The 22584-nt window shown below is 67.2% G+C and carries 15 protein-coding genes and 1 tRNA gene; 13 read left to right on the top strand and 3 right to left on the bottom strand.

Annotated elements, in window-relative coordinates:
- Nucleotides 1–143: 143 nt before the first annotated feature.
- The 3 genes from glmU to C3942_RS13245 are packed head-to-tail and all read left to right on the top strand — an operon-like array spanning nucleotide 144 to nucleotide 4281.
- Entirely contained in the window at nucleotides 144–1517 is a 1374-nt protein-coding gene (glmU, locus tag C3942_RS13255; RefSeq protein ID WP_207766084.1) for a bifunctional UDP-N-acetylglucosamine diphosphorylase/glucosamine-1-phosphate N-acetyltransferase GlmU, read from the top strand.
- Nucleotides 1518–1549: 32 nt separating this feature from the next.
- On the top strand, nucleotides 1550–3379 hold the full coding sequence (gene glmS, locus C3942_RS13250; protein WP_104230836.1) for a glutamine--fructose-6-phosphate transaminase (isomerizing): 1830 nt from the start codon (nucleotides 1550–1552) through the stop codon (nucleotides 3377–3379).
- Between the two features lie 2 nt (nucleotides 3380–3381).
- The gene (locus tag C3942_RS13245) at nucleotides 3382–4281 is read left to right on the top strand and encodes an AEC family transporter (protein ID WP_207766083.1); all 900 of its coding nucleotides are present in this window, start codon (nucleotides 3382–3384) and stop codon (nucleotides 4279–4281) included.
- Between the two features lie 34 nt (nucleotides 4282–4315).
- Here C3942_RS13245 and rimO read toward each other — a convergent pair whose 3' ends face one another.
- Nucleotides 4316–5671, bottom strand: coding sequence for a 30S ribosomal protein S12 methylthiotransferase RimO (gene rimO, locus C3942_RS13240; RefSeq protein WP_104230835.1), 1356 nt, complete (start codon nucleotides 5669–5671; stop codon nucleotides 4316–4318).
- Nucleotides 5672–5897: 226 nt separating this feature from the next.
- On the opposite strand from rimO, the gene ahpC reads away from it, so the two are divergent.
- Complete coding sequence (gene ahpC, locus C3942_RS13235; RefSeq protein ID WP_104230834.1) at nucleotides 5898–6461, top strand: alkyl hydroperoxide reductase subunit C; 564 nt, start codon at nucleotides 5898–5900, stop codon at nucleotides 6459–6461.
- Between the two features lie 111 nt (nucleotides 6462–6572).
- Nucleotides 6573–8153 (top strand): alkyl hydroperoxide reductase subunit F, encoded by a 1581-nt coding sequence (gene ahpF, locus C3942_RS13230; protein WP_104230833.1) that lies wholly within the window; start codon nucleotides 6573–6575, stop codon nucleotides 8151–8153.
- A 42-nt stretch (nucleotides 8154–8195) separates the two neighbouring features.
- Here the strand turns inward: ahpF and C3942_RS13225 are convergent, their stop codons facing one another.
- Nucleotides 8196–9629: a DNA recombination protein RmuC gene (locus C3942_RS13225; RefSeq protein ID WP_104230832.1), complete on the bottom strand. Its 1434-nt coding sequence runs from the start codon at nucleotides 9627–9629 to the stop codon at nucleotides 8196–8198.
- Nucleotides 9630–9705: 76 nt separating this feature from the next.
- On the opposite strand from C3942_RS13225, the gene C3942_RS13220 reads away from it, so the two are divergent.
- Together C3942_RS13220 and C3942_RS13215 are read left to right on the top strand one after the other, a co-directional pair.
- Nucleotides 9706–9782: transfer RNA gene (locus tag C3942_RS13220), tRNA-Arg, on the top strand.
- Between the two features lie 297 nt (nucleotides 9783–10079).
- Nucleotides 10080–11102, top strand: coding sequence for an NADP-dependent oxidoreductase (locus C3942_RS13215; RefSeq protein WP_104230831.1), 1023 nt, complete (start codon nucleotides 10080–10082; stop codon nucleotides 11100–11102).
- Between the two features lie 54 nt (nucleotides 11103–11156).
- On the opposite strand, the gene C3942_RS13210 is transcribed toward C3942_RS13215, so the two are convergent.
- Nucleotides 11157–12344, bottom strand: coding sequence for a lipid-transfer protein (locus C3942_RS13210; protein ID WP_104230830.1), 1188 nt, complete (start codon nucleotides 12342–12344; stop codon nucleotides 11157–11159).
- A gap of 251 nt (nucleotides 12345–12595) precedes the next feature.
- Between C3942_RS13210 and C3942_RS13205 the strand changes: the two genes are divergently transcribed.
- From C3942_RS13205 to C3942_RS13180, 6 genes are all read left to right on the top strand, one after another.
- Nucleotides 12596–15268: a winged helix-turn-helix domain-containing protein gene (locus C3942_RS13205; protein ID WP_104230829.1), complete on the top strand. Its 2673-nt coding sequence runs from the start codon at nucleotides 12596–12598 to the stop codon at nucleotides 15266–15268.
- A 487-nt stretch (nucleotides 15269–15755) separates the two neighbouring features.
- Nucleotides 15756–16205: an acetone carboxylase subunit gamma gene (locus tag C3942_RS13200; protein WP_104230828.1), complete on the top strand. Its 450-nt coding sequence runs from the start codon at nucleotides 15756–15758 to the stop codon at nucleotides 16203–16205.
- Nucleotides 16202–18334: a hydantoinase/oxoprolinase family protein gene (locus C3942_RS13195; RefSeq protein ID WP_104230827.1), complete on the top strand. Its 2133-nt coding sequence runs from the start codon at nucleotides 16202–16204 to the stop codon at nucleotides 18332–18334. The genes C3942_RS13200 and C3942_RS13195 overlap by 4 nt, the downstream gene beginning before the upstream one ends.
- Before the next feature lie 24 nt (nucleotides 18335–18358).
- Nucleotides 18359–20623, top strand: a complete 2265-nt coding sequence (locus C3942_RS13190) for a hydantoinase B/oxoprolinase family protein (protein WP_104230826.1) — start codon at nucleotides 18359–18361, stop codon at nucleotides 20621–20623.
- Nucleotides 20624–20635: 12 nt separating this feature from the next.
- Nucleotides 20636–21457 carry a glucose 1-dehydrogenase gene (locus C3942_RS13185; protein WP_104230825.1) on the top strand — a complete coding sequence of 274 codons (822 nt, stop codon included), beginning with the start codon at nucleotides 20636–20638 and terminating at the stop codon, nucleotides 21455–21457.
- Between the two features lie 296 nt (nucleotides 21458–21753).
- Nucleotides 21754–22584: RND transporter family protein (locus C3942_RS13180; RefSeq protein WP_494546242.1), on the top strand; the 831-nt coding region annotated here is incomplete at its 3' end.

Below are 22584 nucleotides of genomic sequence, written 5' to 3'. Positions count from 1 at the left end.
AAAAGCGGTGCCGGATGCGCGAGGAAGCCCGCCGATAGGCGGGTTTTTTCGTTTCCGGGCCCCCTGGCGCGGAAATGGGGGCTCAACGGCGCGGCGCCCGGCTCATGTAAAATCACGGCTCGTCTGTTGCGGATAGACCCTGCATGCAAGATTTGTCGGTAGTGGTGCTGGCGGCGGGCAAGGGCACGCGCATGAAGTCGCGCCTGCCCAAGGTCCTGCAGCCCCTGGCCGGGCGGCCCCTGCTGGCGCATGTCCTGGACGCGGCCGTGGCCCTGGAGGCCACCGGCGTCACGGTGGTCTATGGACATGGGGGCGAGGAGGTTCGCGCCCGCTTCGCCGCCGCCGCCGTGGAGTGGGTGGAACAGGCGGAGCAGCGGGGGACCGGCCATGCCGTTCAGGTCGCCCTGCCGCGGCTGCCTGCGCAGGGCCGCACCCTGATCCTCTACGGCGACGTGCCCCTGATCCGCCCGCAGACCCTGCGCCAGCTGGTGGACGTCGTCGGGGACGGCCGCAGCCTGGCGCTGCTGACCCTGGAACTGGCCGACCCCACGGGCTATGGCCGCATCCTGCGGGACGCGCGGGGCCGCGTGCAGCGCATCGTCGAGCAGAAGGACGGCAGCGCCGAGGAACTGGCGGTGCGGGAGGTCAACACCGGCATCTTCTGCGTCCCCAATGCGCTGCTGCATGAGTGGCTGCCGAAGCTGCGCAACGACAACAAGCAGGGCGAGTACTACCTGACCGACATCGTCGGCCTGGCCGCGGCCGAAGGCGTGGCGATCCACACCCTCGCCGTGCGGCAGGCCTGGGAAGTGGAAGGCGTCAACGACAAGCTCCAGCTGGCCGCGCTGGAGCGCCAGCACCAGCGCAACAACGCCGAGGCCCTGATGCGAGGCGGCGTGACCTTGCTGGATCCCGCCCGCTTCGACCTGCGCGGGACGCTGGAGCATGGGCAGGACGTGGAGATCGACATCAACGTCGTCATCGAAGGGCAGGTGCGCCTCGGGCACGGCGTGAAGATCGGTCCCAACGTGCTGCTGCGCAATGCCGTGCTCGGCGACGGCGTGGTGATCAAGGCCAACACCGTGATCGAGGACAGCGAGATCGGCGCCGGCTCCGACCTGGGGCCCTTCGCGCGCCTGCGCCCCGGCTCGGTCCTGGGCGAGGGCGTGCATGTCGGCAACTTCGTGGAGCTGAAGAAGGCACGCCTGGGCAAGGGCGCCAAGGCCGGCCACCTGGCCTATCTCGGCGACGCGGAGATCGGCGAGCGCGTCAATGTCTCGGCCGGCGTCATCACCTGCAACTACGACGGCGCCAACAAGCACGTCACCACCATCGGCGACGACGCCTTCATCGGCACCGATTCGCAGCTGGTGGCGCCGGTGACGATCGAGCGCGGCGCCTATGTCGCAGCCGGCTCGACCATCACCAGGACGGCCCCGGCCGACGCCCTGACGATCTGCCGTGCGCGCGACCAGAAGAGCATTCCGGGCTGGAAGCGCCCGGTGAAGAAAAAGTAGGGCGGGCACGGTTCGCCGAAGAAGGGGTTCCCATGTGCGGCATAGTCGGCGCGGTAGCGCAGCGTAACGTCACCCCCATCCTGATCGAGGGCCTGCGGCGCCTGGAGTACCGCGGCTACGACTCGGCCGGCGTCGCCGTGGTCGGCGCGCAGGGCGAACTGCAGCTGACCCGGGCGGTCGGCAAGGTGGCGCAGCTCGACGAAAGCCTGGAGCAGCAGCCCAACGAGGGCCGCACCGGCATCGCCCATACCCGCTGGGCCACGCATGGCGTGCCGGCCGAGCGCAACTCGCACCCGCATGTCTCCGGGGACATCGCGGTGGTGCACAACGGCATCATTGAGAACCACGAGGAACTGCGCGCGGAGTTGCAGGCCAAGGGCTATGTCTTTGCCTCGGAGACCGACACCGAGGTGGTGGCCCACCTGGTGTTCGAGCAGATGAAGGACGGCGCCGGCCTGCGCGCCGCGATGCTGGCCGTGCTGCCGCGCCTGCATGGTGCCTACGCGCTGGCCGTGGTCGCCGGCCGCGAGTCGCAGCGCATGCTGCTGGCGCGCAAGGGGAGCCCGCTGGTCATAGGCGTCGGCATCGGCGAGCACTTCGCCGCCTCCGACGCGCTGGCCCTGCTGCCGGTGACCAACCGCTTCGTGTATCTGGAAGAAGGCGACATCGCCGAGATCCGTACCGGGGGCTACCAGATCGTCGACGCCCAGGGCCAGGTCGCGCAGCGCCGCCTGCATGTTTCCAGCCTGAGCGCCGATGCGGTGGACAAGGGCACCTACCGGCACTTCATGCAGAAGGAAATCTTCGAGCAGCCGACCGCCCTGGCCAACACCCTGGAAGGCCGCCTGGCCGGCGAGCGGGTGCTGGAAGCCTGCCTGGGCCCCAAGGCCGCCGACCTGCTGGCGCGGGTCAAGCGCGTCCGCCTGGTCGCCTGCGGCACCTCCTCGCACGCCGGCATGGTGGCGCGCTACTGGTTCGAGCAGATCGCCAAGGTGCCCTGCCAGGTCGAGCTGGCCAGCGAGTTCCGCTACCGCGATCCGGTGATCGAGCCCGACACCCTGTTCATCACCATCTCCCAGTCCGGCGAGACCGCCGATACGCTGGAGGCACTGCGCCATGCCAAGGGCAAGGACATCGCCGCCTCCCTGGTGATCTGCAATGCGCCGGAGTCCTCGCTGGTGCGCGAGTCCGACATCGCGCTGATGACGCATGCCGGTCCCGAGCGCAGCGTGGCCAGCACCAAGGCCTTCACCACCCAGCTGATGGCCCTGGCCCTGGTGATGCTGCTGCTGGCGCGCCGCAACGGCCTGTCGGCCGAGGAAGAGCGCCGCCACGTGAAATCGCTGGAGTCCGTCGCGCGCGTGGTCGAGGCCGTGCTGCAGCAGGACCGCCAGTTGCAGAAGCTGGCCGAGCGCCTGATGCACAAGAACCATGCCCTGTTCCTGGGCCGCGGCGCCATGTCGCCGGTTGCCATGGAAGGCGCGCTCAAGCTCAAGGAAATCTCCTATATCCACGCCGAGGCCTATGCCGCCGGCGAGCTCAAGCACGGCCCGCTGGCGCTGGTCGACGAGCACATGCCGGTGATCGCGGTGGCGCCCAACGACGAGCTGCTCGAGAAGGTGAAATCCAACCTGCAGGAAGTCGCCGCGCGCGGCGGTGAACTCATCGTATTCGCCGATCGCGAGGCCGGTTTCAAGGACGCACCGGGCGTCACGGTCATCGGCATGCCGCACGCCGACGAACTGATCGACCCGATCGTCTACACCATCCCGATGCAGTTGCTGGCCTACCATGTCGCCGTGCTCAGGGGCACGGACGTGGACCAGCCGCGCAACCTGGCCAAGTCGGTCACCGTCGAGTAGCCGTGACGCCGATCCTGCTGCTGCTGGTCTGCCTGACGCTGGGGGTGCTGGTCGCACGCTTCGCGCACCCTCCGATGGGCCTGGCACAGGGGCTCAACTGGTGGGTGATCAACATCGCGCTGCCGGCGCTGGTGCTGGAGCTGATTCCGCGCCTGCATTTCGATCCGCAGCTGTGGTTCCTGGTGATCACCCAGTGGCTGGTGTTCATCGGCGCGGCAGTGGCCTTCCGCCTGCTGGGCAATGCCTGGGGCTGGAGCCGTGCGCGCATCGGCTGCATGACACTGATGGCCGGCCTCGGCAACACCTCCTTCGTCGGCTACCCGCTGCTGGAAGCCCTGCGCGGCCGCGAAGGCCTCGCGCTGGGCGTGGTGGCGGACCAGCTCGGCTGCTTCGTGGCGCTGGCGGTCGGCGGCGTGCTGGTGTCGGCGATCTACTCCGGCAAGACCCCCAGGCCGCGCGAGGTGGTGTTGCGGGTCATCACGTTCCCGGCCTTCATCGCGCTCGCCGCAGGAGCGATGGTGGGCGCGCTGGGCGGCTGGCCGGGGCCGGCGGAAGCGATCCTCGAACGCCTGGGCGCCACGCTGGTGCCGCTCGCCCTGTTCTCGGTGGGCCTGCGCCTGAAGCTGCAATTCGGCGGCGGCCAGGCCGCCCCGCTGGCCCTGGCGCTGGGCTGGAAGCTGCTGGCGGCGCCGCTGCTGATGCTCGGGCTGGGGCTGCTGGCCGGCGTCGGCGGCATGGTGCTGACCATCGGCGTGCTGCAGGCGGCCATGGCACCGATGATCTCGGCGGCCATCCTCTGCGACCAGCACCACCTGGAGCCGCCGCTGGCCAACACCATCCTCGGCAGCGGCATCCTGCTGTCGCTGGTCACCGTGCCGCTTTGGAGCTACATGCTCGGATAACCAGGAAGCCGCCTTCCTGCGGCGGCTTCCTGGTCTACAGCACCTCGGCGTTGAGGTCGTACTCGCTGGCCTGAATGACCCGCGCCGTGACGATCTGTCCCGCGCGCAGCGGCTGGTCGGTGGAGAGGTAGACCTTGCCGTCGATCTCCGGCGCATCGGCCTTGCTGCGGCCTACCATCACGCCGCTTTCCTCGTCGAGGCCGTCCACCAGCACCTCGATGTCGTCGCCGATCTTCTTGCGCAGCTTGGCGCGGCTGATCTTCTGCTGCAGCTCCATGAAGCGCGCATGGCGTTCACGCTTGACCTCGTCCGGCACCGCGCCGGGCAGGGCGTTGGCGGTGGCGCCTTCCACCGGCGAATACTCGAAGCAGCCCACGCGGTCGAGCTGCGCTTCCTTCAGCCAGGACAGCAGTTCCTCGAAGTCCTTCTCCGTCTCGCCCGGGAAGCCGACGATGAAGGTGCTGCGCACGGTCAGGTCCGGGCAGATCCTGCGCCAGGCGGCGAGGCGTTCCAGCGTGTCCTCGGCGGCGGCCGGGCGCTTCATCGCCTTGAGCACGCTGCGCGAGGCATGCTGGAAGGGAATGTCGAGGTAGGGGAGGATCCGGCCTTCCGCCATCAGCGGGATGATCTCGTCGACGTGCGGGTAGGGATAGACGTAGTGCAGGCGCGTCCACAGGCCCAGCTCGCCCAGGCCCTTGCACAGGTCCAGCAGCGAGGTCTGGTACGGCTTGCCGCGCCATTCCCCGCCGGCATACTTGCGGTCCACGCCGTAGGCGCTGGTGTCCTGCGAGATCACCAGCAGTTCCTTCACGCCGGCCTTGGCCAGCTTCTCGGCCTCCACCAGCACCTCGTTTACCGGCCGCGAGTTCAGGCGGCCGCGCATGGAGGGAATGATGCAGAAGCTGCACTTGTGGTTGCAGCCCTCGGAAATCTTCAGGTACGCATAGTGCCGCGGGGTCAGCTTGATGCCCTGCGGCGGCAGCAGGTCGAAGAAGGGGTCGTGCGCCGGCGGCACCGCGGCATGCACCGCCTTCATGACGCTGCCGTAATCCTGCGGGCCGCTGATGGACAGCAGGTCCGGGAAACGTTCCTTCACCATCTGGCCCTTGGGGCCCGTACCCATGCAGCCGGTGACGATCACCTTGCCGTTTTCCGCCATGGCCTCGCCGATGGCGTCCAGCGATTCCTCCACTGCCGAGTCGATGAAGCCGCAGGTGTTGACCACCACCACGTCGGCGGCGTCGTAGCTGGGGACGGTCTCGTAGCCCTCGGCCCGCAGCTGGGTCAGGATGCGCTCGGAATCGACCAGGGCCTTGGGGCAGCCCAGCGAGACGAAACCGACCTTGGGACTCTTTGCCTTCGCGCGGGCAGACGGACGCGGGGTGGACATGCGGACTGAAACTCCAATGAGCCCAATAGTTTAAGGTATCGGGCCGGTGGCGGGGGCACCGCGCGTCGGCGGGGCGGTCCAAGAGACTCCCCGGCGGGGCCTGGCCATAGGTTCAAACAATCGACATCATGCCGATAAACAATTTCCTTTATCGAGCCAGCCCCCCTAGGATGCTCGTCACCCCGGTACAGCCAAGCCTTACCCACTCCCAACAGAGGAAACAGAGATGTCCCTGATCAACACGACGGTGCAGCCCTTCAAGACCCAGGCCTTCCACAACGGCAAGTTCGTGGAAGTCTCCGACGCCAGCCTGAAGGGCAAGTGGTCGGTCCTGATCTTCATGCCGGCCGCCTTCACCTTCAACTGCCCGACCGAGGTCGAGGACGCCGCCAAGAACTACGCCGAGTTCCAGAAGGCCAACGCCGAGGTCTACATCGTCACCACCGACACGCATTTCTCGCACAAGGTGTGGCACGAGACCTCCCCGGCCGTGGGCCAGGCCAAGTTCCCGCTCGTCGGCGACCCCACCCACACGCTGACCCGCGCCTTCGGCGTGCACATCGACGAGGAAGGCCTGGCCCTGCGCGGCACCTTCATCATCAACCCGGAAGGCGTCATCAAGACGCTGGAAATCCACGACAACGCCATCGCGCGTGACGTGACGGAGACCCTGCGCAAGCTCAAGGCTGCCCAGTACGTCGCCGCCAACCCGGGCCAGGTCTGCCCGGCCAAGTGGAAGGAAGGCGAGAAGACCCTGAAGCCCTCGCTGGACCTGGTCGGCAAGATCTGACCTGCGGTCGCGGGCCGGCCCTGGCGCCGGCCCGCGACACCCCAAGAATCCGCATCACCCCGGCGCATGGGCGCCGGGCGGGGACCTGCGTCCCCAAGACAGGAGAAAGCCATGCTGGATACCGATCTGAAGGAACAATTGCAGACCTATCTCGAACGGGTCACGCGTCCCATCGAGATCGAGGCCAGCCTCGACGGCAGCGAGGCCTCGCAGGAAATGCGCGGCCTGCTGCAGGACCTCGCGGCGCTGTCGCCGCAGATCCGTGTCGACGAGAACGGCGATGACCCCCGCAAGCCCTCCTTCACCCTGGGCACGCCGGGGCAGGACATCTCGATCCGCTTCGCCGGCATCCCGCTGGGCCACGAGTTCACCTCGCTGGTGCTGGCCCTGCTGCAGGTCGGCGGCCACCCGTCGAAGCTGGCGCAGGACGTGATCGAGCAGGTCCGCGGCCTGGACGGCGATTTCCTGTTCGAGACCTACTTCTCCCTGTCCTGCCAGAACTGCCCGGACGTGGTCCAGGCGCTGAACCTGATGGCGGTGCTCAATCCGCGCATCCGGCACATCGCCATCGACGGCGCCCTGTTCCAGGACGAGGTCGAGTCGCGCCAGGTGATGTCGGTGCCCAAGATCTTCCTGAACGGCGAGGTCTTCAGCTCCGGCCGCATGGGCGTGGAAGAGATCCTGGCCAAGATCGACACCGGCGCCGCTGCGCGCGACGCCGAGAAGCTCAAGGCCAAGGCGCCCTACGAGGTGCTGGTGGTCGGCGGCGGACCCGCCGGCGCCGCCGCGGCGATCTACGCCGCGCGCAAGGGCATCCGCACGGGCGTTGCCGCCGAGCGCTTCGGCGGCCAGGTGCTGGACACCATGGGCATCGAGAACTTCATCTCGGTCAAGGAAACCGAGGGGCCCAAGCTGGCCGCCGCACTGGAGCAGCACGTCAAGGCCTACGAGGTCGACGTGATGAACCTGCAGCGCGCCGAGAAGCTGCTGCCCGCGGGCGCCGACGGACTGATCGAAGTGCAGCTCGCCAACGGCGCGGCGCTCAAGGCCAGGACCGTGGTGATCTCCACCGGCGCGCGCTGGAGGCAGATGAACGTGCCCGGCGAGAACGAGTACCGCAACAAGGGCGTGGCCTACTGCCCGCACTGCGACGGTCCGCTGTTCAAGGGCAAGCGCGTCGCCGTGATCGGCGGCGGCAACTCCGGCGTGGAGGCGGCCATCGACCTCGCCGGAATCGTCAGCCACGTCACGCTGATCGAGTTCGACGGCAAGCTGCGCGCCGACGAAGTGCTGCAGCGCAAGCTGCGCAGCCTGCCCAACGTCAAGGTCATCGTCTCCGCCCAGACCACCGAGGTCACCGGCGATGGCGCCAAGGTCAACGGCCTGGTCTATAAGGACCGCGGCACCGGCGAGACGCACACGGTCGAGCTGGAAGGCATCTTCGTGCAGATCGGCCTGCTGCCCAACAGCGAATGGCTCAAGGGCACCCTGGCGCTGTCGCCGCGCGGCGAGATCGAGGTGGACGCGCATGGACGCACCTCGCTGCCCGGCGTGTTCGCGGCGGGCGACGTCACCACCGTGCCCTACAAGCAGATCGTGATCGCCATGGGCGAGGGCTCCAAGGCCGCGCTCAGCGCCTTCGACCACCTGATCCGCACGTCCGCGCCGGCCGAGCAGCAGCAGGCGGCCTGAGGCGGCAGCGGAGGCCTGGGGCGCATCGGCGCCCCGGGCCTTCTAGTTCTCGCCGTCCTGCAGCTCGGACGGCGGCAGGATCTGCTCGCTCTCGCTGCCGGGCAGCGCCTGCACCTCGCGCAGCCGGCGCGTGATGGCGCGGCTGCGCACGCCGGTCTGCTCGATCTGCGTGCTGGCCTCGTCGAGCTTCTTCTTGACCTTGTCCAGCACCTCGCCGAACTTTCCGAATTCGGTCTTCACCGCGCCCAGCACCTGCCAGACCTCGCTGGAACGCTTCTCGATCGCCAGCGTGCGGAAGCCCATCTGCAGGCTGTTGAGCAGGGCCAGCAGCGTGGTGGGGCCGGCCAGCGTCACGCGATGCTCGCGCTGCAGGGCCTCGAACAGGCCCGGCCGCCGCAGCGCCTCGGCGTAGAGCCCCTCGGTGGGCAGGAACAGGATCGCGAAGTCGGTGGTGTGCGGCGGCTCCACGTACTTGGCGCTGATCGTCCTGGCTTCCTCGCGCAGCCGGCGCTCCAGTGCCAGGGCGGCGATCTCCGCCGCGGCGGGATCGGCGCGCTCCTGGGCCTCCAGCAGGCGCTCGTAGTCCTCGCGCGGGAACTTGGCATCCACCGGCAGCCACACCGGCTGGTCCTCGCTGCCGCGGCCGGGCAGGCGGATGGCGAACTCCACGCGTTCGCTGCTGGCCGGGCGGGTGGCGACGTTGGCCGCGTACTGGTCCACCGTCAGCACCTGCTCCAGCAGCGCCGCCAGCTGCGTCTCGCCGAAGATGCCGCGGGTCTTGACGTTGCTCAGCACGCGCTTGAGATCGCCCACGCCGGTGGCCAGGGTCTGCATCTCGCCCAGGCCCTTGTGGACCTGCTCCAGCCGGTCGCTGACCAGCTTGAAGGATTCGCCCAGGCGCTTCTCCAGCGTCTCGTGCAGCTTCTCGTCCACCGTGCGCCGCATCTGCTCCAGCTTCTCCGCGTTCTCGCTGCGCAGCGCCTGCAGGCCGGCTTCGACCACGCCCCGGAGGGTCTCGGCCTGGCGCGTCTGCGTCTCCACCAGCTGCGCCAGCGCCGCGCGCTGGGTCTCGCCGAAGCGCAGCAGCCCCTGGGCCTGCTCTTCGCGGGTGCTGCGGGCCTGCGCGATGAACTGCTGCTGCGCCTCGGCCAGGCGCTGGTTCTGCAGCCGCAGTTCCGCCGCGAAACCCTCCAGGCGCTCGGCAACGACGTTGCGCAGGCTGTCCTGCTGGGCGTGCAGCTGCTGGCCGAGTCCGCCCAGCAGGCCCGTGATCTCGCCGCGCTGCGCCCGCGCCAGTTCCGCGGCCTCGCGCCGGGTGCCGGCGGCTTCCTCGCGCACGGCGCGCTCGCTGCGCTCGAACAGGGGCTCCAGTGCGCCGCGGTCCTGTCCCGGGCGGCGGCGGGTCAGGAACACGGCCATGAAGGCGCCCAGGAGGGCGCCGGCGAGGCTCAGCAGGGGGATCAGCCAGGAATTCATCCTGGAATTCTAGCGATTGCAGCGAGGCCCAGGGCCGGCGCATGGCATCATATGCGCGCTTCCCAAGCCGGGACACGCGCCTGTAGCTCAGTTGGATAGAGCAACGGCCTTCTAAGCCGTGGGTCGGGGGTTCGACTCCCTCCAGGCGCGCCATATCCGATGAGCCTTTTCCTCTGGCGTCTTGCCGCCGCCCCCCATGGGCGAGGGTTGTTCGGCGGAGTCCTGGGCCCGCCTTTCGCGCGGGTAATGCTTGAACCCTTCCTGCGGAATTGTCGTTTCAATTAATCATTGAAAGTCAATGGCTTGTATGCTTCCAGCCGGCGGCGATTCATCGGCGGGCCCGCCCGGATCCCTGCTCTGCATTCAGTTCATGCCCGCCCGATCGGGTGGGGTGGCGGCAGGGTGGGTTGCCGACACTCGCGACGATAGAACAATCAGATGAGGAGATACATGACCACGACCCGGCGCTGGTACTTCAATCGCAAGCCGTCCCGAGACCTCGAAGCCGACACGCTGCAACTGCGCGAGGATCGCCTGCCGGAGCCGCAGCAGGGCGAGGTCCTGCTGCGCTCGATCTACCTGTCGATGGATGCGACCAACCGGCTGTGGCTGGGCGACTGGGACCTGTACATGGACCCGATCCGCGAGGGCGAGCCGATGAAGGGCTTCACCCTGGCGGAGGTCATGGTCTCGCGCCATCCCGGCTTCCCCAAGGGCAGCCTGGTGGCGGGGCTGCTGCCCTGGTCGGAGTTCGCCATCAGCGACGGCAGCGGCCTGTCGATCGTGCCGCGCATCCCCGGATTGAAGCTTGCGGACGCCTTCGGCGTGCTGGCCATCGCCGGCCCCACGGCGCTGGTCGGCCTGATGGAGATCGGCCGGCCCAAGGCCGGCGACACGGTGGTGGTCACGGCGGCGGCCGGCGCGGTCGGCATGCTGGTGGGGCAGATCGCCCGGATCCACGGCTGCAGGACGATCGGCATCGCGGGTGGTGCCGAGAAGTGCGGCTGGCTGACCAGCGAATTCGGCTACGACCATGCCATCGACTACAAGCGGGAGAACGTGGTGGAGCGGTTGCGCCAGCTCGCGCCGCAGGGCGTGGACGTGCACTTCGAGAACGTGGGCGGCGAGATGCTCGACGCAGGCCTTACCGTGATGAAGGACTTCGGCTCGGTGGTGATCTGCGGCCTGATCTCCACCTATAACAGCAATGCCGGCGACCGCATTCCGGGGCCTTACATGTTCCGCAACCTGATCATGCGCCGCCTGCGTGTGCAGGGCTTCGTGATCCTGGATTACGCCGAACGCTATCCGGAATACCAGCAGCAGCTCGCCCAGTGGATGCTCGAAGGGCGCCTCAACTTCCGCCTGGACGTGACACAGGGCATCGACACGGCGCTGGATGCGCTGAAGATGCTCTATACCGGCGCCAACAAGGGCAAGGTGCTGGTGCAGATCGGCGCCGATCCGTCCTGACCCGATTTCCTGCCCGCGCCGCCGTCTGGGTCGCGGCGCGGGCAGGGGAATGGCTCAGTCGAGACGGTACAGCGTGACGACGCAGGCGCCGCCGAGGCCCAGGTTGTGCTGCAGGCCCACGCGCGCGCCCTCGACCTGGCGCAGCCCGGCCTGGCCGCGCAGCTGGGTCACCAGCTCGGTGCATTGGGCCAGGCCGGTGGCGCCGAGCGGATGTCCCTTCGAGAGCAGGCCGCCGGATGGATTCGTCACGTGGCTGCCGCCGTAGGTGTTGTTGCCGTCCGCGACGAACTTCTCGGCCCCGCCGTCCTCGCACAGCCGGAGTGCCTCGTAGCTCAGCACCTCGTTCTGGGCGAAGCAGTCGTGCAGCTCCACCACGTCCACGTCCTCGGGACCGATGCCGGCCTCGGCGTAGACCTTGTCCGCTGCGGCGCGGGCCATGCCCGAGCCGACGAGCTTCATCATGCTGCGGTCGTCGAAGCTGTCCGGCGTGTCCGTGGTCATGGCCTGCGCGATGATCGAGACGCGTCGATCCAGCCCGCGCTTCCTGGCGAAATCCTCGGATACCAGCACCGCCGCGGCCGCGCCGCAGGTCGGCGGGCAGGCCATCAGGCGGGTCAGTTTCGCGGCCGGGAAGACGATGGGTGATTGCAGCACCTCCTCCTCGCTCACCACCTTGCGGAACAGCGCCATCGGGTTGTGCTCGGCGTGGCGGCTGGCCTTGGCGCGCACCTTGGCGAAAATCTCCGGGCCCACGCCGTAGGTGTCCATGTATTCCTTGCCAGCCCCGCCGAAGTAGCGCAGCGCCAGCGGCACCTCGGGGTAGGGGTTGATCTCGTCGCAGAGCGAGTCGAAGCGATGGAAGGGCGAAACCCGGTCGTCCCAGTGGGACTTCAGCGCGCCGGGCTGCATCTGCTCGAAACCCAGGGCCAGGACGCAGTCCGCCATGCCGGAGGCAACCATCTGGCGCGCCAGGAACAGCGCGGACGAGCCGGTCGAGCAGTTGTTGTTGACGTTGAAGATCGGGATGCCGCTCATGCCCGCCCGGTACAGGGCGGTCTGGCCGCTGGTGGAGTCGCCATAGACGTAGCCGGCAACCGCCTGCTGGATGTCACGATACGCAAGCCCGGCATCCTGCAGTGCCAGCAAGGTCGCTTCCGCACCCATCTCATCGTAGGACTTGCTGTTGCCCGGCTTGGCGAACGGGATCATGCCGACGCCGGCAACGATGACTTTCTGGCTCATGGGGTCTCCTGGGGATGTCGCGGGTACGTTAGCCCCGACCCTCACCGAAATCCCCACCCCCCAGGGTGGCTTTGCCGGCGGATTCCCGCCCAAAAGGGTGGGGCGGGCGGGTTCGCCGGGGCAAACACTCCCCCTCCAGCACGGCGGGGGCTAACATGCCTCCAACGCGACCGGGTGAGCCCCTGCGAGTCTCATGTCCGGCGAGGTAGTGGCAGCTTGCAGAGACAAGACAAGAAGCCGGCAATGAGCTCATGACTGCCACTCAGTTCCCCTCCCTCCGGACCAACTCGGTCGTGCTGCGCAAGCGTGTGTTGGCGCTGTTGCGGGAGTACGGCGACCGCAAGCTCGTGGTCCTCCAGGCTCCGGCGGGCTTCGGCAAGACCACCCTGCTGCGGCAGTACTGCGACCTCTGCTCGGCCCTGGGCGGACGGGTGGCCTGGGCCCGCATGGACGTACGCGCCGCGGATCCCTCCCAGTTCATCCGGACCTTCGTGGAAGCGGCCGGCGCTCTGGTGGATCACGTCGGCGACAGCAGTGCCGAGCGCCCCTTCCTGTCGATAGACGAAGTCGGCCAGATGCTGCAGGGGGTCAAGGCCCCGGCGGTCATCGTCGTCGACAATTTCGAGGTGGCGGCCGGGGGAGCGCTGGAGAGCATCTTCGGGCAGATCATCCGTCTGCTGCCCAACGGCGTGCAGCTCTGCGTGGGTAGCCGGGTCATCCCCACCTCGCGCCTCTCGCGCATGCTGATCGAGGAGATCAGCGTCGTTCTCTCCGAGCAGGACCTGCGCTTCACGCACAGTGAAACAGTGGAGTTCTTCCGGGAGTACTCCTGGCTCACGGCGAGCCAGATCCAGCTGCTGCATGAGCGTACCGACGGCTGGCCCGCCGCGCTGCAGTGCTTCCGCCTGCGCCTTCAGCGCAACCACTCGCACCAGGCCATGATCGGCCCGGGCGAGGGCATTACCCCGGAACTGATCGACTTCCTGGCTTCCGAGGTGTTCGAGGGCCTGGACGATGCGCTGCAGCAATTGCTGCTCAAACTGGGCTTGCCCGAAAAGCTGTCGTCGGAACTGGTTCAGCACATCACCGGGATCGAGGACGGTGCCGGCTGCCTGGCAGAGATCGAACGCAAGGGCCTGTTCCTGACGCCGGTCGATCTCGAGCGCAAGTGGTACCGCTTCCACAACCTGTTCCGGCATGTGCTGCTGGCGCGTGCGCGTTCCATCGAGTCGACCGGCGACATCCAGAAGAGGCACCTGCAGATCGCGAACTGGTACGTGTCCCGCGACATGCGCGAGGAAGCCATCCCGCATTTCATCGAGGCGGGAGATGTTGCCGCGGCAGCATCGGTCCTGAACGACGTCATAGAGCGCCTCATAGCGGACGAGCGGCTGGGCCTGGCGCAGCAGTACATCCAGCAGATTCCGCTGGCGACCATGCTCAAGTACGAAAGCCTGCTGCCGTCGGCCATCATCACCTATGGATTCCGGCGGGTCTTCGAGAAGGCCAACCGCCTGCTCGACGAGGGCTTCCGGCTCTACCAGGGCAATGCCCGGGTGCGTGCCGACCTGAACTACGCGAAGCTGTTCGTGCTGGCAGCGCAGGACAGCATCGAGGACATGGGGGCGGCAGCCCTCAGCGCCATGGATGAGTTGAGTCCGCGGGATGGCCACAAGTACGCGGTGGTCTGCAATGCGCGGGCGATGTTCCTCGTGGGTCACAGCCGCCATGACGAGGCGCGTGACCTGCTGCTGCGTGCGCGGCCGCTACATGACAAGGACGACCATCGCTTCGGTCAGGCTTACCAGGAAGCCATCTTCGGCATGGTGCTGAGCGAGCAGGGCCGGGTCGGGGATGCGCTGCGCAGCCTGTCTTCTGCCCTGCAGCGGACCGGCGGCGACATGGCGGGAAGCCTCACGGCGGGTTCCGTCATCGCAGCCTATCTGGCGGAAGCCCTGTATGAGCAGAACCGCATCTCGGACGCCGAGGCACTGATCCATGACTACCGGCAGCTGGCGGAGGACCAGGCGATCGTGGATCCGCTGGCCGTCATGCTGCTGACCATGGCGCGCATCGCCCATCTGCGAGGAGACGAGGGTGAGGCCGAGGAAGTCCTGGAAAGGATGCTGTATCTGGGCTACCGCCACTCCTTCCAGCGCCTGGTCTGCTACGCGAAAGCCGAGTTCGTTCGCCTGGCGACGCTGAGCGGGGATGCGGACAAGGCCGAAAGACGCTTCCGGGAGTTCGATCCGGAGAACGAAAGCGTCCTGCGCGAAGAGCTGATGTTCCACGCGGCGGAAAACGAGGCGCGCTCCATCACCGAGGCCCGGTACCTGATCCAGACGGGCCGTCATGCGGCGGCGCGCAACCTGCTGCAGGCCAAGCTGCGGGAGGCAAGAAGCAAGCGTCGCCGGCGCCGCGAAATGAAGCTGACCCTGATGCTGGCCCTGTCGTACCACGCCGAGGGACAGGTGGTCTCGGCGCGGCGCACCTGCCTGGAGGCGCTGCGCCTGGGCGGCGAGCAGGAGTTCATACGGTCGTTCCTGGATGAGAAGCACCAGGCCTTGCGCCTGCTGAAAGACCTGCGGATTTCGCTGCGGCAGACACCGGGAGAACAGGACGGCGACTCGATGAGTGCCTACGTGGACAGGCTGCTCAAGGAGGCAGGCGAAGCGCCGCTGAGCCAGCCCGCGGGAGAGGAGCGCGCCGTGATCCCGGCCGAGCTGGTGGAGCGCCTCACGGCCCGCGAGCGCGTGCTGCTTGGCCATGTGGCGCGCGGCATGTCCAACAAGGAGCTCGCCGAGCGGCTCGCCGTGTCGTCCAATACGGTGAAGTATCACCTGCGCAACATCTTCGACAAGCTGCAGATCCACAACCGCGTGCAAGCCGTGAGGGTTGCTCGCCAGCTCGGCCTGCTGGACTAGGCCCTGCCGACGTCCTCAAGGGACATCAGCGGGGCGGGACAACGCCCTGTGCCAGAACGGTCCCGCCCTCCGGTTGCCTCCGGGGTTTTCCGCCATGCCGGCCATCGGCCTGCTGCGAAGCGGCATTGAGTCGCTTCGCAGCCGTTGCCAATGGCTCGTCGGTTGCTTCGTCGCCGTAAGCATCCTCCTCGCGTCTGTGCTGCCGGAAAATCCGCAGTCATCACAGCGATGTCCATGGCATCGACAGGCCATGGCCCCGGCACGGATTCCTGCCTTCTGAAGCGTGGTCACGCTGCACGGCCTGGCTTCCGGCGCGCCTGCACGCTCTTTCCTTGAAACGCCGAGCCGCTCCGCGGACAGCATGGATCCGTGGGGCAAGCTCGTGTGCCCACCAGCCCTTTTGGGTGGGGACGATGTGCCGGGCATCCATAGACTTCTCCGAACCAATAGACGCGTCCCTGTCAGGCGCCCAGGTGAGGAGCGGCAGATGAAAGTCCTGATTACCGAAAACCTAAGAATCGATCTGGAGAAAGAGCTCTGGGAGTGCCGTCACTGCGCAGCTGCCCTGATCGGGGCTCGCGACAACTACAAGCGCGGCTTGCTGGTGTACGACCGCGATCCTCGGGAAATCCACAAGCCGCTGCTCGATCCCTCCAAGTACCCGTTCACCTACTCCCCCGATCCGCGGTGGTGCCGGATCCTGGAGTACTACTGCCCGCAGTGCGGCAGTATGATCGAGACCGAGTACCTGCCGCCGGGCCATCCGCCGGTGCGCGACATCGAACTGGACATCGACGCGCTGAAGGGGCAATGGAGCAGCCGCGATGAAGTGACCGAAGCGCCGGTGGGCACCGATCCTCCGCGCCGCCTGCACAGCCACGATCACGGTCATGGCCATGGGCATGGTCACGATCATGGCCGCGGAGCGCGGAAATGAAGCGCGTCTCCGTCGATATCGGTGGCACCTTCACGGATTGCTTCGTGGCCTGGGGCGATCGCTACATCGAGAGCAAGGCGCTCACGACGCATCACAACCTGGCGCTGGGCTTCAACGAGGCCCTGTCCAATGCCTGCCGCGAGCTGTGCATCACCGAGCGCGACCTGCTGTCGCAGCTGGACTCGGTGCGCTATGCCACCACCCTGGGCACCAATGCGCTGATCGAGCGCAAGGGACCGCGGGTGGCCCTGCTCACCACGGCGGGCTTCCGCTCCTCGGTGCCGCTGGCGCGCGCCAAGGGCTACGGCGTGGGGCTGGATCACAAGCGCCAGATGGACGTGCCCAACGCACAGCGCCCGGACCCCATCGTGCCGATCCCCATGATCGCCGAGGTGCGCGAGCGCATCGACTTCGACGGCGACATCGTGCTGGAGCTGGACGAGGCCGATCTCCGGCACAAGCTCCGCGACCTGGTCAATCGTGGCGCGGAGGCGATCGTCGTGGTCTGCGCCAACAGCGTGGTCAACCCGGTTCACGAACTGCGCATCCGCGAGATCTTCCTGGAGGACTATCCCTCCCACCTGCTGGGTGCCATTCCGATGCTGCTCAGCCACCAGGTGGCCGGGCGCAAGGGCGAGTACGTCCGCGCCATGTCCACCATCATCGACGCCTACCTCCACCAGGTGATGTACCACGGCTTGGGAACCCTGGAACTCAATCTGCGCGAGGCGGGCTACGACAAGCCGATGCTGGTGAACCACAACTCCGGCGGCATGGCCCAGCTCAACTCCACGGATGCGCTGCAGACCGTCCACTCCGGGCCGGTGTCCGGCATCGCCGCGAGCGAGCACCTGGCCCTGCAGGCGGAACTGGGCAACATCGTCGCCACCGACATGGGCGGCACCAGCTTCGACATCGGCATCGTCGTGGAAGGCGGAGTCAAGCATTACGACTTCAACCCGGTCATCGAGCGCTGGATGGTCTCCGTGCCGATGGTGCACCTGGTGACCCTGGGCGCCGGCGGCGGCTCCATCTGCCGCTACGACCGCATGTTCCGCACCGTCCAGGTCGGGCCGGAAAGCGCCGGTTCCGATCCGGGGCCTGCCTGCTACGACCGCGGCGGCCTCAAGCCCACGGTGACCGATGCCGACATGCTGCTGGGCTACCTGGACCCGGCCAACTACGCCGGGGGGCGCATCAGGCTCAATGCACGGCGTTCGAAGCAGGCCTTCGAGGACCATCTCTGCGATGAGCTGGGGATTTCGCCGATCGAGGCCGCCAAGCTGGTGAAGCAGACCGTCGACACCAACATGGCCAACGGTATCGCGCGCGAACTGCGCACGCGCGGATACGAGCCGGAGAACTTCACGACGCTGGCCTACGGCGGCAACGGCCCTCTGCACGCCTGCGGCATCGCCCGCGCGCTGGGCGTCAGGACCATCCTGGCGCCGCCGTTCGCCTCGGTGTTTTCGGCCGTGGGCGCAGGCAACATGAACCAGATGCACATCCACGAGATGAGCACCTGGACCCAGCTGTTCGACGCCAACCGCGCCAGCTTCCTCAGCGACTACGCGCGCTTCAACGGCATCGTCGGCGAACTGGAGCGCCGTGGCCGGGAGGATCTGCTGCGACAGGGCTTCGCCTCCGAGCAGATCGACTACCGGCTGGAACTGGACATGCGCTATGGGAACCAGCGCGTCGAAACCGCGGTCGTCGCAGACCTGAACCGCATCGACAGCCCGCAGGACGTGCTGCGGCTGATCGACCTGTTCCATACACGCTACGGCGAGCGCTTCGGCAAGGGCAGCCAGACGCCGGAGGCCGGTGTGCGCATCAACACCATCCGTGTCTGCTCCTACGTGAAGCACCCCGGCATCCGCTTCCGCGGCGTGCGCCCGGAAGGAGCCGCGCTGCCGCCGCCGCCGGCCACCGGCGAGCGCAGCTGCCACTTCGTGGGACACCCTCAGCCGATGCCGACGCCGATCTACGGCGAGGCGGCCCTGACGCCGGGGACCCAGATCGACGGGCCTGCCATCGTCGTCACGCGGGCCACCACCTACCTGATCGAACCCGGCTGGCGCTACCGGGCGGCGCAACAGAACGCCGTCTGGTTTACCCGTATCGACTGAGCGTCTCGCGCCAAGGACCCCAACATGAACGAAATGACCGTCACGCCCGAGCAGAAGGCCCTGCTGGACCGCTTCCTCGCCGACAACAAGCTGTTCTACGCCCCCGACCCCGAGATCATGGAGGATCACCGGATCGGCCCCCGCAGCGCCCAGGAGGAAGCCCTGCTGTCGCAACCGCAGGACCCGCACAAGATCAACGAGGTCCGCGGCCTGGTGGTGGCGGCGCTCGACGAGAGCAACACCATGATCGAGCAGATGGGTGCCGCCCCGGGCGCGAAGTGGGGCGACATGACCACGGCGATCTTCACCGCGGCGGGTGATCTTTCCATGATCGCGCCGCACGGCGTGGGGGGCTTCGCCGCCGCCGTGTTCTATCCCATCAAGTTCGTCATCAAGCACTGGACCGACGAGCCCACCGTGGGGATCCGCGACGGCGACGGCTTCATCCACAACGATGCCCGCTACGGCGGCATCCACAATACCGACCAGTCGATGATGATGCCGGTGTTCTGGAGGGGGCGGGTGGTCTGCTGGATATCGGCCACCATCCACGAGGGCGAGAACGGCTCCTGCGAGCCCGGCGGCATGCCGGCCGCGGCCGAAAGCAAGTTCGACGAGGGCCTGAAGATGCCGCCCTTCCGGGTGGTCGAGAACTTCGAGCTCAAGCGCGACCTGGTGACCTTCCTGCAGAACTCGGTACGCGACCCCAAGCTGCAACTGGAAGACATGAAGGTGCGCCTGCATTCAGTGCTGCGCCTGCGCGAACGCATCATTGCTGTGCTCGAGGAGCACGGCGAGGACGCGTTGGTCGTGACCCTGCGCCAGCATATCGAGGACGTGGTCCAGGAGGTTCACCGTCGTATCCGCGAACTGCCGGACGGCACCATGAGGACGGTGAGCTTCGCGGACTCCACGCTGCGCGAGAGCGCACTGCTCAAGCTGAACATGGCGCTGACGGTCAAGGGCGACCGCATGATCGTCGATATGCGCGGCAGCTCGCCGGAGCTGCTGAACCGTTCCATCAATGCCTGCCAGGCCTCGTTCAAGACCATGCTGTTCACCGGCTTCATGCAGAACATCTGGCCGGACCTGCCCTTCACCATGGCGGTGTTCACGCCGTTCGACTTCATCTTCGACAAGAATTCGCTGATCAACGGCTCCTTCGATACGCCGCAGGCCATGAGCCTGATCCCGCTGTTCAAGACCATGACCCTGGCCTGCATTCCCATGGCCAAGTTCAACTACGGCCTGCCGAACCGCTACACCGCCATCGTCGCTCCGCAGTACGACCAGCCGGCCACGCTGATCTACGGCGGCCTGACCCAGCACAGCGAGTACACCGGGAACTTCTGCGCCGACATCAACGGCATGGGCCAGGGCGGTCGCGCGCACCGCGACGGCGAGCACTCGGTATCGCCGCCCTTTGCCGCGCACTGCGACCTGGGCGAGATCGAGCTGATGGAGGAAGACCTGCCGATGGTGCGGCTCGGCGCCTTCACCCTGGCGCGGGATCGCGTCGGTTTCGGCAAGCACCGCAGCGGCCTGGGCTACGAGCAGATCCACACCTACCGGCGCTCCGGCCTGTGGGGCTTCATGACCGGCTGCTCCGGCTCGCTGTTCTCCTCCTCGCAGCCCCTGTTCGGCGGCTATGCCTCGCCGGCATACCCGCTGTGCAAGATCAAGAACATCAACATCTTCGACGAGCTGAAGAAGAACCCGGAGAAGTTCAGCTTCGACATGATCGAGCTGATGAACACGCAGCCTTTCGAGGGCGCCAGCTACTCCACGCACAGCATGGGCATGACCTTCGAGCTGGCGGCTCCGGGCGAGTTGTACATGATGTGCCAGGGGGCGGGTGGCGGTTATGGCGACGTACTGCAGCGCGACCCTGGCCTGGTGATCAAGGACCTGGAGGAGAATCTCATCTCCAACGACACGGCCCGCGACATCTACAAGGTCGTGTTCGATGCCGACACCCAGGTGGTGGACGAGGCAGCGACGCAGCGCCTGCGTGCCGAAGAGCGCGCCGCGCGCAAGGCGCGCGGCGTCCCCTACGATGACTTCGTGAAGACCTGGGTGACCGCGGAGCCGCCGGCCCATCTGCCCTACATGGGCTGCTGGGACAATGCAGAGGAGGTCTACGGGATCAACGCGGGGCAGCGGGTGAAGATGCCGGGCACGGCGCTCCAGAGCCAGTTCATGCTCAACCCCAAGGACCTGCGCATCGCCGAGCTGGAGGCCGAACTCGCCGCCTGCCGGAAGGCCCAGGCCTCCGGCCGGCAAGCCTGAGCGGACTGCGCCATGTCCGCCATATCCAGGGATGAATTCCGGCTGGAAGGAAAGGTGGCCTTGATCACCGGTGCCGCGCAGGGCATCGGCGCCGAGTGCGCGCGGGTCTTTGCCGCCGCCGGCGCCACCGTGATGCTCAGCGATCGCCAGGGTGACGCCGGACGCGCGATGACGGCGTCCATCACGGCGGCCGGAGGCAGGGCCGCCTACCGCGATCTCGATGTCACCCGCGAGCAGGACTGGATCGACACCATCGGCGCGACGGTCACGGCCTTCGGCGGGCTGGACATCCTGGTCAACAATGCCGGCATCGAGATCATGGGGCCGATCACGGACATCCCGCAGTCCGAGTTCCAGCGTCTTGCCGCCGTCAACATCGAGGGCGTCTTTCTCGGCTGCAAGCATGCGGTCATCGCGATGCGTCCCGGCGGCCCCGCCGGACGGGGCGGCTCCATCGTCAACCTGTCGTCCGTGGCGGGCTTGATCGGTGTTCCCTGGCTGTCCGCCTACGGTGCCAGCAAAGGCGCCGTTCGCCTGCTGACCAAGGACGTAGCCGTCGAGTGCGGCCGCCTCGGCTACGGCATCCGCTGCAACTCGATCCATCCGGGCGTGGTGGAGACGGAAATGGCCGACTCCTTCCTGCGCAAGAACCAGTTCCTGGCGAACGCCTCATCTATCGAAGAGATCCGGGCGGCCTTCCTCCAGGCTCACCCCATCGGCCGCCTGGGACGTCCGTCCGACGTGGCCAACGCGGCGCGCTTCCTGGCGTCCGATGCGGCGTCGTGGATCACAGGCGTCGAGTTGCCGGTGGACGGCGGTTGGACCGCGTCCTGATTCCGTCGAGCTGAGGCAGTAGACATTGCGAAGGTCTCCGCCGACAGGCGGAGCCTGGGGAGCGTGCGTCCGCATGACGCGCTGCATGAAAAGCCGAGAGCATTCGTCGCGGCATTAACCAGGCCTTGAAACTGCTCCTCGACTGCCCTTTTGGGTGGGGTTTTTCTTCCTCGGGAAACTAGGCTTGCTTGAACAAAAGCCGTGGCCTCAGCAGCGGCGCATAACGATCAGAGAGGAGAGTGAGATGGCAGTGTCGGTCATCAGACCCAGCACAGGTTCCCGCTTCCGGAGTGTCCATGGATAACCTGCGCTTCCGCATCGCCAAGGCCGTGATCCGCAACAGCGGCATCTCGTGGGCGATCTTCATCGCCATCACGGTGTTCTTCGCCATTGGCATGAAGGACATCGAGCTGAAGACGATCTTCTCGGACCTGCTGCCGAAGGACGATCCCTTCGTGCAGGTCTACAAGGACCACCCGAACTTCGGCAATCCGCTGACCGTGACGCTGATGGTCAAGCGCAAGGACGGCGACATCTACAACCCGGAGACGCTGCAGAAGGTCTGGGACCTGACGCGCGACATCGACCTGGCGCCGGGCGTGGACCACGACCAGATCCTGTCGATCTCCACCGAGAAGGCGCGGTATGCGGAGGCCACGCCCTACGGCATCGACGTCAAGCCGCTGATGGAAGACCACGTGCCCAAGACGCCGGAGGAGATCGCCGAGTTCCGCGGCCGCGTCGACAAGAGCCCGGCGGCGCGCAACTTCCTGATCTCCGGCGACCAGTCGGCCACGCTGATCAACGCCACCTTCATCGAGCAGCGCCTGGACTACGGCGAGGTGTTCAAGTACGCGCAGGGCCTGGTGGAGAAGGCGCGGGACGCCAACCACGAGGTCTACATGGCCGGCCAGCCGGCACTGACCGGCTGGGTCTACCAGTACCAGAAGCAGATGGTCTGGATCGCCGTCATGACCGTGGGCGCGCTGATCCTGTCGCTGGTGCTGTACATGCGCAACGTCGTGGGCGTGGTCACGCCCATCGTCACCAGCGCCGTGGCTGCGATCTGGGGCTTCGGCTTCGTCGGCTGGCTCAAGTCGCCGATCGAGCCGCTGCTGATGGTGGTG

The organism is Solimonas fluminis (assembly GCF_002930645.1).
GTDB lineage: Bacteria > Pseudomonadota > Gammaproteobacteria > Nevskiales > Nevskiaceae > Solimonas_A > Solimonas_A fluminis.
Note: the sequence above shows the minus strand (reverse complement) of the source record. Positions and strands in the feature narration are given on the sequence as shown.

Excerpts from the sequence above, each read along its gene's own strand:
- C3942_RS13210 (WP_104230830.1), bottom strand. The coding sequence starts at position 12,344 with ATGAGCCAGAAAGTCATCGTTGCCGGCGTCGGCATGATCCCGTTCGCC.
- C3942_RS13225 (WP_104230832.1), bottom strand. The coding sequence starts at position 9,629 with ATGAATTCCTGGCTGATCCCCCTGCTGAGCCTCGCCGGCGCCCTCCTG.
- rimO (WP_104230835.1), bottom strand. The coding sequence starts at position 5,671 with ATGTCCACCCCGCGTCCGTCTGCCCGCGCGAAGGCAAAGAGTCCCAAG.
- glmU (WP_207766084.1), top strand. The coding sequence starts at position 144 with ATGCAAGATTTGTCGGTAGTGGTGCTGGCGGCGGGCAAGGGCACGCGC.
- C3942_RS13190 (WP_104230826.1), top strand. The coding sequence starts at position 18,359 with ATGAACGAAATGACCGTCACGCCCGAGCAGAAGGCCCTGCTGGACCGC.
- C3942_RS13215 (WP_104230831.1), top strand. The coding sequence starts at position 10,080 with ATGACCACGACCCGGCGCTGGTACTTCAATCGCAAGCCGTCCCGAGAC.
- C3942_RS13200 (WP_104230828.1), top strand. The coding sequence starts at position 15,756 with ATGAAAGTCCTGATTACCGAAAACCTAAGAATCGATCTGGAGAAAGAG.
- ahpC (WP_104230834.1), top strand. The coding sequence starts at position 5,898 with ATGTCCCTGATCAACACGACGGTGCAGCCCTTCAAGACCCAGGCCTTC.
- C3942_RS13205 (WP_104230829.1), top strand. The coding sequence starts at position 12,596 with ATGACTGCCACTCAGTTCCCCTCCCTCCGGACCAACTCGGTCGTGCTG.
- C3942_RS13195 (WP_104230827.1), top strand. The coding sequence starts at position 16,202 with ATGAAGCGCGTCTCCGTCGATATCGGTGGCACCTTCACGGATTGCTTC.
- C3942_RS13185 (WP_104230825.1), top strand. The coding sequence starts at position 20,636 with ATGTCCGCCATATCCAGGGATGAATTCCGGCTGGAAGGAAAGGTGGCC.
- ahpF (WP_104230833.1), top strand. The coding sequence starts at position 6,573 with ATGCTGGATACCGATCTGAAGGAACAATTGCAGACCTATCTCGAACGG.
- glmS (WP_104230836.1), top strand. The coding sequence starts at position 1,550 with ATGTGCGGCATAGTCGGCGCGGTAGCGCAGCGTAACGTCACCCCCATC.